The following is a 14,445-nucleotide window of genomic DNA, read 5'->3' on the forward strand; positions in this document are numbered from 1 at the left end:
CATATGGGCGCAATTGCAGGCATTCATCATTTCTTACAAGATCATATCCCCAGCGACGAAAGTCACATGCTCACGGAATCGCTGCGTGATTATCAGATCACTCTGCTCGGCAACTGGCAGAGGAACAACACGATGCTAGTATGCGGTGAGCAGCGGCTGTTGTCTGAAGAAGGGTATATTCCGATGCCCCATACGGATGAGAGCAGCGGCATTGTCATTACAGCAGACGTCATTCTCGATAACCGGGATGAGCTGTTCGAACGGTTGGGCGTTGCATCGGGCCGCCGGCGGACAATTGCCGATTGCGAGCTTCTTGTTCGCGCCTATCTCAAGTGGGGGCATGATTGCCCGCGGTATTTAATAGGCGACTTTGCTTTCGTCATTTGGGACCAGCGGGAGCAGACGATGTTCGGCGCCCGCGATCTGATGGGGACGAGGACACTCTACTTCCATCACAACGCGGAGCTGTTCGTGTTCGCATCGACGATGAAACCGCTGCTGTCGATGAGAGGGGTCTCGAAGGCTGTCCGCGCAACTTGGCTGGCTGAGTTCATGACGATCCCGCTCGTGCTTGATTGCGTGGATACGAGGGGAACGGTTTATGCGGATATCGAACAGCTTGCGCCTTCCCATCGTTTTATAGTGAAGAACGGACGGCTCGCGATATCCCAATATGCGACGCTCGAACCGGAGCAGAAGCTGAAGCTGAAATCCGACGCGGAATATGAGGAAGCGTTCCGGGACGTATTCGCTCAAGCGGTGAAAGCAAGGCTGCGGTCGGACCGTCCGGTAGGCGCGACGCTGAGCGGCGGATTGGATTCGGGGTCGGTCGTAAGCATCGCCTCGCGGGAGCTGGCCAAGAACAACAAACCGTTACATACGTTCAGTTACATTCCCCCGGAAGACTTTGTCCCATGGACGAAGTGGACACGAATTCCGGATGAGCGGCCATTTATTAATGAAACCGTTCGCAATGCGGGCAATATAGCGGATCATTATCTCGATTTCAACGGCAAGAGCTCGCTGACCGAGATGGATGACTGGCTGGACATTATGGAGATGCCGTACAAATTTATCGAGAACTCGTTCTGGGTCAAAGGGATCAAAGAGTACGCGGCCAATCGTGGAATTTCACTCATGCTCATGGGGGCGGGCGGCAACTACTCGATATCCTGGGGAGACGCTCTTGATTATTACGTGTACTTGCTGCAAAGGCTCCGGTTTCTTAAGTTCAATCAGGAGATCAAGCTGTATGCCCGAAATATGGGAGTCGGCCGTAAGCGTCTGTTGAAGCTTGTCGGACAGAGGGTTCTCCCTCAGCTAGCGGCAGCGTCCGAGGCGGATGATAATGGGCTGCAATTTATTAACCCCGACTTTGCGCAAGCAACGAACGTATATGAACGTCTGAAGCCTTATGAAGTCGGAATCGGCGGTTTTACGCTAACGATCCATAATGAGCGGGAGAAATTTTACGACAATCTAGCGATTGTCAGCATGCAGGGAACGGTGGCCACGAAGCTGTCGCTTCGATACGGCGTGACGGAGCGGGATCCGACGAACGACCCGCGCGTGATCCGCTTCTGCTTGTCGCTTCCGTATGACCAGTTCGTGAAGAACGGGATGGACCGTGCGCTCGTTCGGCGCTCGATGGATGGGCTGCTGCCGGATGCCGTTCGGCTGAATCAACGGACGCGCGGCGTGCAAGGTTCGGATTGGGTCCATCGGCTGCTTCCGTCTTGGCAGCCGTTCGTGGAGGAGATCGAGGAGTTGTGCAGCAGCGGCATCATGCCGCAGTACGTCAACATCGGTCATATCCGGGCATCGCTGGCGAAAGTAAGGCACCAGCCGAAGGCAGAGCTGGCGAACGATCCGACGATGCGGGTGCTTATGCGGTCGCTTGTCATTTACCGTTTCTTGAGACGGCTCGCTTAAACAGCGAATGCACGCCTGAAAGGGGGTGAGAAAGATGGAGAAGAAAGTGTGGCAAGCTCCTGCAGTAGAAGTACTGCAAGTTAGCATGACGATGGCTGGCTTCGGTATTAAGGACACGGACAGCGTCGTGTTCGACAAAGACGGCAAAGTAATCGACGCCGACCTGTACGATCCGCCAGCAGCATCCTAGTCCTTATGGTTTAATACTTAACCGGCGGTCTAATGCAGCGCCAGCATCTTGCTCGTATTAGACCCCTCGAAATAAGGAGGTACCTTAGATGGCTCGTTCGGAGGTTTCGGTCTATAACGCCTTCGGAATGACGATCATGAGCGAAATTCCGTTTCCGGAGCTATGTACGCAAAGCCAATACGCAGGATCACCCGACGTCGAAGTCATCCGGGGCGATCTGGCGCCGATATGGGAGCAGTTAGGCGTACAACGAGGCTACTTCGCTTATGTGGACCATTGCTACTATTTTAACGTTCCGGACGTTGCAATCTATCGAGTAGAGAAGAATGGCGTGATCACGGTGTCGCCGGCAGACGGCTGCAGCACGAGAAAGCTCCGTTTATTCCTGCTTGGCAGCTGCATGGGCGTCATTCTATTGAACCGGGGCATTCTGCCGCTTCACGGAAGTGCAGTTGTCATCGGCGGCAAAGCTTATGCGATAGTCGGAGAGTCGGGCGCCGGCAAATCGACGCTTGCGGCAGCATTGCTGCACCGCGGCTATAAGCTTCTGACGGATGATGTTATTGCAGTGACGATGGACCCGGACAATAACAGGCCGGTCGTCATCCCGTCTTATCCGCAGCAGAAGCTGTGGGAAGAGAGCGTGGAGAGTCTGCAGCTGGATCATAACGGCTTGGAGACGCTGTATCAAGAGAAATCCAGATCGAAGTATGCGGTGCCTGTCCATGACAGCTACATAAGCGATAACATTCCGTTAGCCGGAATCGTCGAGCTGGTGAAATCGGACGGCGACGCTGGGCCTAAGCTTCAACGATTGAACGGGCTCGAGCCGCTTCCGCTATTATTTCAGCATACATACCGCAATTATCACATTCCGATGCTCGGGTTGTTCGAATGGCATTTTAAGTATACGACGCGTTTGTCCGAAACGACGGACATATTCCGGTTGAACAGGCCGGCGTCCGGACTGACGGTGAACGAATTGGTGTCCATTATTCTGAATGAAGCAGGGGAAGGGGTATCTGTCTGATGAACATTTCTTTGAATGAAACGGTCGTTCAAGCGGCAGGCAATCTGGCCAGTAACATGAATGGGGAAACCGTCATGATGCGCATTGAATCCGGCAAATATTATAACCTTGGCGAGATCGGCGGCCGAATCTGGAGTCTGATCGAAACGCCTATTACCGTCGAAGCGCTCGTTGCCGAGCTGATCCAAGAGTATGAAGTAGCCGCTGCCGAATGTGAGCCGCAAGTCATCGCTTTCTTGGAGAATCTGGCGAAAGAGCAGTTAATTCTTGTCGTTCAAGCGGCTTCTTAATGCTGGCCGACCATTCTAACGAGGAAGGGGAAATTCCCCTTGTGGAAGAAACTGAGAGCTTTTGCGGCATGGCCGATGGCACGGAAGAGGCTGTATGCAGAAGCCTTTTTTTATTTGGGATGGGCGCGGATATTGAAGCTTATTCCGTTCGCCCGCGTCGCTCCGCAGCTCGGAACGCGGATGGTGGAAACATCGTACGAGCATCCCGGTACGGATGAGGCTACGATCCGCAACATCTCTCGGGCGGTTCGAACGATGAGCCGCTATACGTTCTGGGAGAGCATGTGTCTAGTGCAAGCGATCGCAGCTCTCAAAATGTTGGAGAGGCGCGGCGTCGCGAGTACGCTCTATCTTGGAACGAGCCGGGGCGCATCCGGCGAGATGCTCGCGCATGCGTGGCTGCGCAGCGGTCCGATCTATTTGACGGGCTTTGAGCAAATGAGAAAGTTTACGGTCGTTGCTCTGTTCGGCAAGACAACCAAATGGCAGCGGGATGACGTCCAGGCGAGGGGGTGAGGGAATGAAGGGTCTTATTTTTTATATGAAAAGAATGCATAAGTTATCGGGCAGCAAGCTGTACGTGAACTTGATCGTGATGATGCTGATCAGCTCGATCGAAGGGTTCACGATCTACTTGTTAGTACCGCTGCTGGGCATTACGGGTCTGGTCCAGACCGGATCGCTGTCGATTCCGTTCCTTGATGTAGTGACCAAGGTCGTGAACGAGATTCCCGAGCAATCCCGGCTCCTTGCCATGATCGGCGTCTATGTCGCGCTGATTATTGCACAGTCGGTTGTTCAGCGAGGCCAGGCGATTCAAGGCAGCCGCATTCAGCAGGCTTTTATTCGTGCGATCCGGCTGGAAACGTACCGGAATTTGCTGCAGGCGGATTGGAGCATGTACCTTCGTACGAGAAAGTCGGATATTAACCATATCCTGAACTTTGAGCTCGTCAGAATCATCATGGGCACGAACCTGGTGTTGAAGCTGGCGACCACGATGATTTTTATGGGAATTCAGATTACGTTCGCCTTATGGCTGTCGTTCAAGTTAACGTTGTTCGTTATGCTGAGCGGATTGCTGCTTGCTGTATTCTCGCGGCGGTTCACAAGACGGGCGAAGCAGCTTGGCGAAGAAACGACCGATTTGAACAAAAATTATGTCGCGAGCATTACCGATCACTTCAATGGAATCAAAGAGATTAAGACCAATATGCTGGAAGCCCAGCACTATGGTTGGTTCAAGGCATTGTGCATGCAATTGGAGACGAACATGGTCCGGTTCGTGAAGCTGCAGTCGAACACCCAGCAATTTTATAAAATAACATCCGCTATCTTGATTGGCTTCCTGATCTATTTCTCATTCGAGGTGCTGCACTCGCAAGGCGGACAGCTGCTGCTGATCGTCGTCATCTTCTCCAGGCTGTGGCCGAAGTTTCTCATGATACAGAACAGCTGGGAGTCGCTCGTCTCATCTCTGCCGGCATTTACAAGTCTGATGAACTTGCACAAGGAGTGTGTGGAGGCGAGAGAGATGAACCTGTTGAAGCAGCAAAGCACCTATAAACCGATTGGTGCGCTTCACGGGATCGAATGCCGCGGCCTGTCTTATCGTTACGAAGGAAAACAAAGCGAATATGCGCTTAAAGATATTAATGTGTTCATTCCGGCCAGAGGCATGACCGCGATTGTCGGCAAGTCAGGGGCGGGGAAAAGCACGCTGATCGACTCTCTGATCGGGCTTATTCAGCCGGAGAAGGGTGAGGTGCTGTTCGACGGCATTCCATTGTCATCCCGTAATCTGCTTGCGATCCGGCGGATGTTCAGCTTCGTCTCGCAGGATCCGTTCCTGTTCCATGCAAGCATTCGCGACAACCTGCGGCTCGTCGATCCAGACGCTACCGAGGAGCAGCTGTGGGAGGCGCTGAGCTTCTCCGCTGCCGATGAGTTCGTGAGCAAGCTGCCCGAAGGGCTCGATACGGTTATCGGCGACAGAGGGATCCGGCTGTCCGGCGGCGAACGGCAGCGGATCGTACTCGCGCGGGCAATCCTTCGCAAGCCTTCGATTCTCGTGCTGGACGAAGCGACGAGCGCTCTGGATAACGAGAATGAGGCGAGAATTCAGGCGGCGCTTGAGCGGTTGAAGGGTAAAATGACCGTCATCGTCATTGCGCACAGACTGTCTACGATCCGCAACGCGGATCAGGTCATCGTGCTGGAGCAGGGTCAGGTTGTGCAAGAAGGTTCATATATGCAGCTGTCGATGGAGTTAAGAGGCTCCTTCAGCAAGCTGCTCGCTTATCAGCAAGGAGCTATGTAGAACATGCATCATATTCCGATTCATACAGGGGGCCAAGTCTATTAAACGCAAATGGAAAAAAACATTGATCTGGGTTGCTGCTTCCGCAGCGACCCTTATTTTATTGGCGGGCGCTTATCTTGCCTACGTGTACTCACAAATTAAACATACGGCGAACGTAATCTACGAGGAACCGAGCCGTCCCGTCTACGTCAGCAAGGACCCGGAGGCAGCCAAGAAGAACGAGGCTGAGCTGAGCAATGAGGACCCGCTGACGGTGCTGATGCTCGGCGTTGATCAGCGAACGAACGATGTCGGCCGCTCGGATACGATGGTCGTGCTGTCCGTCAATCCGGCCAAGCATTCGATTCTTATGTTCAACATTCCGCGCGACACGAGGACGGAGATCATCGGACATGGAACGACGGATAAAATCAATCACGCGTACGCATTCGGCGGGGTCGATATGTCCTTGCAGACGGTAGAGCATTTTCTCGATTACCCGCTGGACTACTACGTGAAGGTGAACATGGAAAGCTTCAAGAGGTTCATCGATCTGCTAGGCGGCGTTGAAGTGGACAATCCGTTCCCGTTCGATTATGAGGGGCATTCTTTCCCGAAAGGATACTTGGAATTGAACGGCGAGAATGCGCTGTTGTATTCCCGGATGCGTTATGACGACCCTCGCGGGGACTTCGGGCGGAATACGCGGCAGCGCGACATCTTGCAATCGGTGCTGCGCCACTCGGTGAACATTCAGAACATTACGAAGATCAATTCGATGCTGGGCGAGATCGGGGATGGCGTGAAGACGAACGTATCGTTCGATGATATGAAGACATTCATGAATAAGTACCGTTCGGTCATCGATAAGGTCGATACCGTCGAAATTACCGGCACGGGCAAGACGATTAACGGCATCTGGTATTACATCGTAAATTCGGAAGAGCAGACGCGTATTCATGATTTGTTGAAGAAGCATCAGGAAGCAAATGCGAATTAACGGGTTTGCTGTGTCTGTGAAGATACATTTTGTATCAAAATCTAATGAAAAGGGTGATTAGACATGATCATTGGATCAAGAAACCGGAATCAATATGTAATGCCCCAAATGAGCCGGATGCGGGTCAGCATGTCCATTAACAGTGTCGGTGGAGCGGCTGTAGAATCCCGGCAGATCGAAGTAAAGCCGGCTCATATCCATTCGTTCGGGATGCAGTTCGTTACGAAGCTTGATCTGCCGGTACACGGCCGGTATACGCTTCGGCTGGAGCTGTCGAGCCGCCATTACCGCAGAGCGATGACGGCGGTCGTCGTCTGGAAGCGGGAGACGGAGGACGGATTCTTGTACGGCTGTACGTTCAGCAACGGACAGCGCCTGCACATGAGCGTCAGACACTCGTGGGAAGAGGAGCGGGCGCATACGTCGTCGGCGGGCGACTGCACGACGTATGACAGGAAGGGTGTTATTCGCGATACTCACCCTAATCATGGCAGCATCATGGACGTGACCGGATGATGCCGCAGCCGAGCAGCGCAAGTCCGGCAAGCAACCGCGCAATCCGTATCCGCATGCAAGCGGGAACGGTTGCGCGGTTGTCAGTATATAGCGTTAACGGCATTGTCGTGCAGTCGAAAGAAGCGGTTGTATTTATACACCGGATGAGCACCGACAGCATCGAGTTCATGTCGCATTTGCAGTTTCCGGTCGGTCCGAAAGTGCTGCTTCAATTCGATATCGCTTTTCTCGATTGGCAATTTCGGCTAATAGGGCGTACCGATTGGCAGCGGCGCGAAGATAATCAGTATTTGTACCGCTGTACGCTCACCCCGGAGCCGGCCATTCGCCAGGCTCTCGTGCAGGCGCTTGGCGATATGATGCAGCGGATGAATCCGGAAGGGGCGAAAGTTCACTTCATGTACCGGATGCTCGCAAAGTAGCGGATCGGTTGTCATGGAACTGAGGACTTCCCTCATACACTGGTAAGGGCATGTCTTCCGGACAGGAAGAACGCATGCGCGGCCTTGTAAGGAGGGAATAGCATGGCTTGGCGAGCTCGGAGAAGGAGACCGGTAAGGAAGCTGTTGTTCGTGCTCCTATCTATTATTCTATGCTTTTGGCTCACGATCAAAGGCTTGCATACGGCTGCTTCAGCAGGCCGTTCCGAAGCGGCTGAGAAGGTCGTAGACGAATTTTACCAACTTGAGCAGGAAGGCGATTACGGGAGCTCGTGGGAGCTGTTTCATTCTTCGATGAAAGAGAAATATCCAAAGGACAAATATATTCAGACACGGGCGCATATTTTTATGCAAGATCTGAATTCGAGTACTTATGAATATACGGTCGGGCAATCGAAGGAAGTAAGCGGCTTTCGGCTGAAAGATCAGGAAACAGCATGGGATGATGTCTACTCGGTAGAAGTGAAGCAGCACTTTGAGACGCTGTATGGTCCTATCGAATTGGTGCAAACCTGTTATGTTGCGAAAGAGAATGGCAACTGGTCCTTCTTATGGAGGATAGAATAACGACACAAATCGCGGTCCTCTATTGACATTCATCGATATTTGTCATAAATTAAACTTAAAAGATACGTAACGTATCATTAATGTTGATTATGATACATAAAGTATACAGACTGTGATAACAATAGGGAGATGAATAACCGTGCAACAATTTGGCGACCGGTTTTATTGTGTGTCCTGCGGGCAATTAATGGAAATGAAGAATGCCGAAATATTGTTCCGCACAGGGTACTTTCGTGTAGTACATCCGCTCGGCTGCTGCATCGCTTGCGAGATGGAGCAGAGTTATGCGGATGCGCTTCCGGATCATCAGCGTCTGAATGCCGACCGCAATACCGCGCATATCGGCCCAACGGCCGTAGGACTTGCGGGTGAGGAAAGCAGTGCAGCGTGCGAATTGCCCGGTCTGTCCGGAAGCTGGTACCAGCTGAACGAAGAGGACCGGCTGCCGGTTATCCATATGAATCTCCATTAAAGGTCCGCCGTCCGCTCGCAAGAGTATGCCGGCGGACCTTAAGTTTATTTAAATCGGCTACTGGATTCTTCCAATTCGTGTATAATAATAAGCTGAAAGTCTAAATGAAGGGGAAGATGCAATGAGTGCACCGATCGTTCAGTTGTCGAACGTTACGAAGCGGATCGGCAAACGAACCATTATCGATCAATTATCGCTCGACCTGCATGCTGGAGAAGTATATGGCTTCTTAGGCCCTAACGGCTCCGGCAAAACAACGACCATTCGAATGATGGTCGGCCTGATGAAGCTGTCGGGCGGAGAAATTACGATTAAAGGCAACAGCATCCAGACGAGCTACGAGAAGGCGATCCGCCAAGTCGGTGCGATTGTCGAGAATCCGGAGATGTACAAATATATGTCCGGGTATAAGAATCTGATTCATTTCGCCCGAATGGTACCAGGCATTACGCGCCAGCGGATTGACGAAGTGGTGAAGTTGGTAGGACTTCAGGCCCGTATTCACGATAAAGTGAAGACGTACTCGCTCGGGATGCGTCAGCGTCTCGGCGTAGCGCAGGCTATTCTGCATAAGCCGTCGCTCTTGATTCTCGACGAGCCGACTAACGGTCTGGATCCGGCGGGCATTCGCGAGCTTCGCGATTATTTGCGTAAGCTTGCCAAGGATGAAGGCATTACCGTATTCGTATCGAGCCACTTGCTGAGCGAGATGGAACTGATGTGCGACCGTGTCGCCATTATCCAGAACGGCAAGCTGATCGATGAGCGGGTCATTTCGCAAGAAGGACCAGCGTTGGATGCTGTGAGCAGACACCGGTTCGAAGTCGATCGTCCGGCAGATGCGCTGGCTCTGCTGAAGCAGCATTCGGGGGCCATTGTGCAGGATGGAATCGAGCTCGATATCGACCGTGAGACGGCTGCATGGGTTAATGCGCAGCTGGTGTCCGCCGGTATCAAAGTGTACGGTTTCCGCGTGCATACGAAGTCGCTCGAAGATCAGTTTATCGAAGTAACTGGAGGTGAGACGGTTGGGTAACTTTATCGACTTGCTTCGCAATGAGAATATGAAGATTTACTCGCGTCCGCGTACTTGGATTATGCTCGGCATTATGCTGGTGATCATGCTGGCATCGGATATTATCGCCGTTAGCGTCGGTGCGGATACCAAATCGATGTGGGAAGCATTCATGCTGCAGTCGATTCTAGGTTTCAACGCCGTCGTTATTTATTCGGTTGTCATCGCAGCGGACAGCGTGGCAGGAGAGTTCTCCGCTGGCACAATTAAGCTGCTCATGATTCGTCCTTGGTCGCGCTCCAAGATTCTGTTGTCCAAATATATTGCCATTATTGGCTTTGCGTTGTTCTTCTTCGCGGCGTTGTTCGTCTGGAACTATCTGCTCGACGGCATCTTCTTCGGCTTCAGCAGCGGTACGGTCCAAGAGATGATCGGGGAAGATTCGACGAAGAACATCTGGAACTATATGCTGTCTGTGTATGGACTCCAGCTGCTCGCAACGACAATGATGACGATTACGCTCTCATTCCTGCTGTCGACGGTATTCCGGAGCGGCGGATTGTCGATCGGATTGTCGCTGCTCTTGATGTTCATGAGCGGCACGTTGTCCGGCGTACTGTCGATGCTCGACAAGCCTTGGGTCGATTACTTCTGGTTCATGAACGAGAATTTGACGCAATATTTGCTCCCGGGAGACTACGATCATACGCTTGGTTTCTCGCTTGGCGTGTTGGCTGTCTATTACCTCGTCTTCATTGCCGTCACTTGGACCGTATTCAACAAGCGCGATATCGCTTCTTAAGTTTTTATACAGAGAAACAGTCCGGTCTCGATGAGACCGGACTGTTTTTTGCGTTGCGATAAGTAATGGAGGCGGCCGTTAACCAGCTTGCTGCTGCCGCTTGTCTTTCTCTTTCGAATTCGGCTGCTGCGTCTGCTCTTTCGAATTTGGCTGCTGCGTTTGCTCCTTCGCGGTTGGCTGTGCCTCGGTCTCCATTATCGGGCGGGAGCGGGACTGCTCCTGGGCGCGGTCCATCCGGCAAGCGCCGGTGAAGATGCCGCCGTCCTGCATAATGAACGTCTGAGCATTAATGTTGCCGTGCAGCTGTCCAGTAGCCGTAATCGTTAGACGGCCTTTCGTCACAACATCTCCGTACACTCTGCCGGCAATCGTCAAATCGCGGGCGCTAATGTTGGAGCGGGCGATGCCGCACTCGCCAATGATGACATCGCCGACGCACTCGATGTCTCCCCGGAATTCCCCCTCAATCCGAAGACCTGATTCGCACACCATCTTCCCTTCGGTATGCGTCCCTTGGCCGATCAACGTATCGGTCAAGCTAAGACGCTTCGATTCTTTGAACATGGAGACCTCCTGAAATTAAATTATGGATAATAGCCGCATCTTGCAGCGACGGCGGCAGCTGCAGCCTGAAGTGTTAACTGTCCAAATATCGCATCGGGTTAATCGGCTCGTCGTGCTGCATAATTTGAAAATGGAGGTGAGCGCCGGTGCTTCGTCCGGTGCTGCCCATCAGCCCTATTTTCTCGCCGCGCACGACTTCGTCGCCGGCGCTTGCCTCGATGCGGGATAGATGCATATACTTCGTCTTCAGACCGTTATGATGATTAATCACGATATAATTGCCTTCGCTCGCGTCTCGTCCTGTCTCCTCGACCGTACCGTCTGCTGCGCTGAACACAGGATCTCCTGTGCTCCCGCCGATGTCGACACCGGCGTGGAAGGTCGATTTATGTGTGAACGGATCGCTTCTGTACCCGAAGCTGGATGTCAGCTTCGAAGGCCGCTTCGTTGGCCAGCCTGTCGGCAGCGCATCGAGTATGGCCTGCCGGGCTTGCGCCTGCTTAACCGATTGCTCCATGGCGGATTCCATACTGTCGACGAGCGAGCTAATCTCGCGGAAGTCGAGACCGGATTGCTCCGCCATCGCGATTAAGGATTTCGCCTCCTGCACGGTGGGAGAGGCAGAGGCAGAGGCAGAGGCAGAGGCAGAGGACGAAAGCGGAGAGACCGTCTGATCCGCTTTCGTACGGGTGTCTGCAGGCGTGCTTGCTGCGGACGTCTCCGTCAGCCGCCCGTACTGCTCGATGAAGGTTTTCAGCTTGTTCTCCAGCTCACGCAAATCGTTGATCTTGCCCTTCATTTCTTCGGCTTGCCGATTGAGCCTTCTGATTTCTTCCTGGAGCGTCCCGATGGAGTCGTCCTTATTGTTCACGGTATGCGTGAACGAGTTCGACTGCTGCGACATCTCGTCATGGAGGGAATCGATCTTGAAAGCGGATCGGATCTGAAGCGCCGCGATGCAGCCTGACAAAGCCAGGACGGCAGCGGCGGGGGCGGCGACGACAGACCGTTTGGACACCTTGAACTGTTTGACCGATTTGTCGGCGCCGCGCATCAGGACGAAGGACCATTTCGGCTTTGGCGACCGTTTCACTAAGCTGTACTCCTTTCTGCCGGCGATTGCGAATTCGAACGTTCTAATCCTATTTATTCGGTCTGTCTACAATTCATGTCTGCAAAATGTGAACGCTGGCTGAGGGTAACGGCCGCAACGCTCGTCTTGGCGGCGGCCGTTATGGAGAGAACGAACGGCTGACGAATTCATAAATCGGCTTCAACTGCTGGCGTTGAGCGTGTGCCAGCAGATCGCCATTGGTCCGCAGCCGCTCGCCAATTGTGAGTAAATTATAATCTGCAATTCGGGCGCCGCTTCTCGCTTCGTCCCAAGTAAGCGGCGTCGAGACGGATGCGGCAGGACGTGCGCGAGGGGTATACGGTGCGGCAATCGTCTTGCCCGGGTAATGCTGCAAGTAATCGACATAGATACGGTCGCCCCGGTTCGCCTTCAGCCGTTCGATCGTGAACAGGCCGGGGTGCGCCTGTGATAGAAAGCTCCCGACGAAGTGTCCCATCGTACGAAGCTCTTCGAACGTCGTATCGCCTGCCGACGGTATAATGAGCTGGACGCCTGTGGCGCCGGACGTCTTCGGAACCGACTCCACGCCGATGCTGCGGAGCAGATCGCCGACGATGACGGCCGCTTCCATTATACGCGGCTCCTCTTCTAATGAAGGATCGAGATCGATGACCCATTCCGACGGATACACCGGCTCGCCGACCCGCTCGAATGAAGCATGGAATTCGAGGCAGGCCAGATTGCCGAGCCACAGCAGGGTTGGCAGCCGATCGAGTTCGACATAACGGATGCCGGCCGTCTCGGCGGTTCGGACGAAAGGCGGAGCGGGTTCGGGACAATTTTTCTGATAGAACGATTGCCCGTGTATGCCGTCAGGCCAGCGGATCGTCGTCAAATACCGTCCGGCGCAGTGGTGAATCAGATACGGGGAAAGCTCGACCAGCTTCTCCAAGTAGGTCAGCTTCGTAATGCCAAGCTCCGGCCACAAAACTTTGTTCGGGTTCGTAATCGTAATACTCTCTCCGTCGACGACGATGGTTCCTTTGTTGCGGGCGGCCATCCTGCACCTCCTTCTTCGTTCCGAAGCTTATCTATCAACAGCATATCCGTGCCGACGGCCATTCTATACGGTTGCTGCTTACTTCGATTCGGCCTGTATGCGGTCATTCCGCCTCTTACGTATCCTGTCCCGTTCAATGGGAAATAGCTGTTACTACAAGGAAAGAGATGAAGAGTAGGAGGGTAGGCTTGTGGAGGCTATTATCCCGTTCGAGCCTGTTTCGACGGACCGTGTTCCGCAGGGGAGCAATTGGATCAGCCAGATCAAATGGGACGGAGTTCGAATGCTGACCTATTATGACGGCAGCCGGGTTCGATTAGTAAACCGAAGTCTGAATGAACGCACTATGCAATACCCGGAGTTGATCGAGATCGGGAAGTATTGCAGCGCGCAGTCCGTTATTCTGGATGGCGAGATTATTGCTTTGGACCAAAGCAAGCCTTCCTTCAACCAAGTGATGCGGAGGGACGGCATTCGCAAGGCAGACCGGGTCCCTAGCGCCGTTCATGAGGTGCGAATCACTTATATGGTGTTTGATATCTTGTATTTGAATGGCTCCTGGGTAACCAAACAGACGCTGCAGCAGCGGCAACGGCTTCTTGAAGAGACGATCAAGCCTGCCGGGGATGTGCAGCTCGTACCGAACTTCCAAGACGGAGAGAATCTGTTCGCGGTCATGAAGCAGCACGGGATGGAAGGGATTGTGTGCAAAGATCTGAACAGCACTTATGTGATCGACGGCAAAGATGCGAGGTGGCAGAAGAAGAAGGTGATCCGCGACCTCGTAGCAGTCGTTGGCGGCGTAACGCTGCGGGACGGCAGGGTTAACGCGCTCCTTCTCGGACTCTATGAGGACGACGGGTGTCTGGTCTATGTTGGGCATGCGGGTACAGGAAAGCTGACGGCGAACGATTGGACGGCGGTTACAGCTGTGGCCGATACGATTAAGATTTCTTCTAGACCGTTCAAGAATATTCCCGAAAGAGCGAATACCGCAGTGTGGATTCAACCTCTTCTTAAAGTCAAAGTCAATTATATGGAATGGACGCCGCATCGGAGTTTGCGCCAGCCGAGCATTCAAGCCTTCGTCGAGAAACCGGATTCCGAGTGCACCTTCGATCAAACGTAACAACCGATTCGTTGAATCGCGAAATTTGCAATTTTATAGACAAAAAATTTGGAAGATACCG

General features: G+C 53.1%; 17 protein-coding genes. 14 read left to right on the forward strand and 3 right to left on the reverse strand.

Annotation, left to right across the window (positions count from 1 at the left end; genetic code table 11):
* Positions 1 to 3: 3 nt before the first annotated feature.
* The 13 genes from PKO01S_RS09315 (at position 4) to PKO01S_RS09375 (ending at position 10,556) form a co-directional block, all read left to right on the forward strand.
* Positions 4 to 1,932 carry an asparagine synthase-related protein gene (locus tag PKO01S_RS09315; protein ID WP_127531064.1) on the forward strand — a complete coding sequence of 643 codons (1,929 nt, stop codon included), beginning with the start codon at positions 4 to 6 and terminating at the stop codon, positions 1,930 to 1,932.
* Between the two features lie 34 nt (positions 1,933 to 1,966).
* Positions 1,967 to 2,122 (forward strand): paeninodin family lasso peptide, encoded by a 156-nt coding sequence (locus tag PKO01S_RS09320; RefSeq protein ID WP_127531065.1) that lies wholly within the window; start codon positions 1,967 to 1,969, stop codon positions 2,120 to 2,122.
* 88 nt (positions 2,123 to 2,210) lie between these two features.
* Positions 2,211 to 3,152 carry a phosphoenolpyruvate carboxykinase (ATP) gene (locus tag PKO01S_RS09325; protein ID WP_127531066.1) on the forward strand — a complete coding sequence of 314 codons (942 nt, stop codon included), beginning with the start codon at positions 2,211 to 2,213 and terminating at the stop codon, positions 3,150 to 3,152.
* Positions 3,152 to 3,442, forward strand: a complete 291-nt coding sequence (locus PKO01S_RS09330; protein ID WP_127531067.1) for a lasso peptide biosynthesis PqqD family chaperone — start codon at positions 3,152 to 3,154, stop codon at positions 3,440 to 3,442. Before PKO01S_RS09325 ends, PKO01S_RS09330 begins: the two co-directional genes overlap by 1 nt.
* Positions 3,443 to 3,517: 75 nt before the next feature.
* The gene (locus PKO01S_RS09335) at positions 3,518 to 3,958 is read left to right on the forward strand and encodes a lasso peptide biosynthesis B2 protein (RefSeq protein WP_127531127.1); all 441 of its coding nucleotides are present in this window, start codon (positions 3,518 to 3,520) and stop codon (positions 3,956 to 3,958) included.
* Positions 3,959 to 3,962: 4 nt separating this feature from the next.
* Positions 3,963 to 5,762 carry an ABC transporter ATP-binding protein gene (locus PKO01S_RS09340; protein ID WP_127531068.1) on the forward strand — a complete coding sequence of 600 codons (1,800 nt, stop codon included), beginning with the start codon at positions 3,963 to 3,965 and terminating at the stop codon, positions 5,760 to 5,762.
* A 64-nt stretch (positions 5,763 to 5,826) separates the two neighbouring features.
* Entirely contained in the window at positions 5,827 to 6,744 is a 918-nt protein-coding gene (locus tag PKO01S_RS09345) for an LCP family glycopolymer transferase (protein WP_246070509.1), read from the forward strand.
* 63 nt (positions 6,745 to 6,807) lie between these two features.
* Complete coding sequence (locus tag PKO01S_RS09350; protein ID WP_127531070.1) at positions 6,808 to 7,260, forward strand: PilZ domain-containing protein; 453 nt, start codon at positions 6,808 to 6,810, stop codon at positions 7,258 to 7,260.
* Complete coding sequence (locus PKO01S_RS09355) at positions 7,257 to 7,682, forward strand: hypothetical protein (protein WP_127531071.1); 426 nt, start codon at positions 7,257 to 7,259, stop codon at positions 7,680 to 7,682. The genes PKO01S_RS09350 and PKO01S_RS09355 overlap by 4 nt, the downstream gene beginning before the upstream one ends.
* A gap of 102 nt (positions 7,683 to 7,784) precedes the next feature.
* Positions 7,785 to 8,267 (forward strand): hypothetical protein, encoded by a 483-nt coding sequence (locus PKO01S_RS09360; protein ID WP_127531072.1) that lies wholly within the window; start codon positions 7,785 to 7,787, stop codon positions 8,265 to 8,267.
* Between the two features lie 139 nt (positions 8,268 to 8,406).
* Positions 8,407 to 8,739: a hypothetical protein gene (locus PKO01S_RS09365; RefSeq protein ID WP_127531073.1), complete on the forward strand. Its 333-nt coding sequence runs from the start codon at positions 8,407 to 8,409 to the stop codon at positions 8,737 to 8,739.
* Between the two features lie 121 nt (positions 8,740 to 8,860).
* Complete coding sequence (locus tag PKO01S_RS09370; protein WP_127531074.1) at positions 8,861 to 9,775, forward strand: ABC transporter ATP-binding protein; 915 nt, start codon at positions 8,861 to 8,863, stop codon at positions 9,773 to 9,775.
* Positions 9,768 to 10,556 (forward strand): ABC transporter permease, encoded by a 789-nt coding sequence (locus tag PKO01S_RS09375; protein ID WP_127531075.1) that lies wholly within the window; start codon positions 9,768 to 9,770, stop codon positions 10,554 to 10,556. The genes PKO01S_RS09370 and PKO01S_RS09375 overlap by 8 nt, the downstream gene beginning before the upstream one ends.
* A 78-nt stretch (positions 10,557 to 10,634) precedes the next feature.
* Here the strand turns inward: PKO01S_RS09375 and PKO01S_RS09380 are convergent, their stop codons facing one another.
* From PKO01S_RS09380 to ligD, 3 genes are all read right to left on the reverse strand, one after another.
* A complete protein-coding gene (locus PKO01S_RS09380) occupies positions 10,635 to 11,120 on the reverse strand; it encodes a bactofilin family protein (protein WP_127531076.1) in 486 nt (161 codons plus the stop codon).
* 73 nt (positions 11,121 to 11,193) lie between these two features.
* The gene (locus PKO01S_RS09385; RefSeq protein WP_127531077.1) at positions 11,194 to 12,213 is read right to left on the reverse strand and encodes a peptidoglycan DD-metalloendopeptidase family protein; all 1,020 of its coding nucleotides are present in this window, start codon (positions 12,211 to 12,213) and stop codon (positions 11,194 to 11,196) included.
* A 139-nt stretch (positions 12,214 to 12,352) separates the two neighbouring features.
* The gene (gene ligD / locus PKO01S_RS09390; RefSeq protein ID WP_127531078.1) at positions 12,353 to 13,255 is read right to left on the reverse strand and encodes a non-homologous end-joining DNA ligase; all 903 of its coding nucleotides are present in this window, start codon (positions 13,253 to 13,255) and stop codon (positions 12,353 to 12,355) included.
* 190 nt (positions 13,256 to 13,445) lie between these two features.
* Here ligD and PKO01S_RS09395 point away from each other — a divergent pair, with 190 nt between their 5' ends.
* Positions 13,446 to 14,384 carry an ATP-dependent DNA ligase gene (locus tag PKO01S_RS09395; protein WP_127531079.1) on the forward strand — a complete coding sequence of 313 codons (939 nt, stop codon included), beginning with the start codon at positions 13,446 to 13,448 and terminating at the stop codon, positions 14,382 to 14,384.
* Positions 14,385 to 14,445 lie beyond the last annotated feature (61 nt).

The organism is Paenibacillus kobensis NBRC 15729 (genome assembly GCF_004000825.1).
GTDB lineage: Bacteria > Bacillota > Bacilli > Paenibacillales > Paenibacillaceae > Paenibacillus_T > Paenibacillus_T kobensis.

Coding starts and splice junctions, on each gene's coding strand:
- PKO01S_RS09315 (WP_127531064.1), top strand. CDS start 4: ATGGGCGCAATTGCAGGCATTCATCATTTCTTACAAGATCATATCCCC.
- ligD (WP_127531078.1), bottom strand. CDS start 13,255: ATGGCCGCCCGCAACAAAGGAACCATCGTCGTCGACGGAGAGAGTATT.
- PKO01S_RS09370 (WP_127531074.1), top strand. CDS start 8,861: ATGAGTGCACCGATCGTTCAGTTGTCGAACGTTACGAAGCGGATCGGC.
- PKO01S_RS09325 (WP_127531066.1), top strand. CDS start 2,211: ATGGCTCGTTCGGAGGTTTCGGTCTATAACGCCTTCGGAATGACGATC.
- PKO01S_RS09335 (WP_127531127.1), top strand. CDS start 3,518: ATGGCACGGAAGAGGCTGTATGCAGAAGCCTTTTTTTATTTGGGATGG.
- PKO01S_RS09340 (WP_127531068.1), top strand. CDS start 3,963: ATGAAGGGTCTTATTTTTTATATGAAAAGAATGCATAAGTTATCGGGC.
- PKO01S_RS09320 (WP_127531065.1), top strand. CDS start 1,967: ATGGAGAAGAAAGTGTGGCAAGCTCCTGCAGTAGAAGTACTGCAAGTT.
- PKO01S_RS09350 (WP_127531070.1), top strand. CDS start 6,808: ATGATCATTGGATCAAGAAACCGGAATCAATATGTAATGCCCCAAATG.
- PKO01S_RS09355 (WP_127531071.1), top strand. CDS start 7,257: ATGATGCCGCAGCCGAGCAGCGCAAGTCCGGCAAGCAACCGCGCAATC.
- PKO01S_RS09380 (WP_127531076.1), bottom strand. CDS start 11,120: ATGTTCAAAGAATCGAAGCGTCTTAGCTTGACCGATACGTTGATCGGC.
- PKO01S_RS09360 (WP_127531072.1), top strand. CDS start 7,785: ATGGCTTGGCGAGCTCGGAGAAGGAGACCGGTAAGGAAGCTGTTGTTC.
- PKO01S_RS09330 (WP_127531067.1), top strand. CDS start 3,152: ATGAACATTTCTTTGAATGAAACGGTCGTTCAAGCGGCAGGCAATCTG.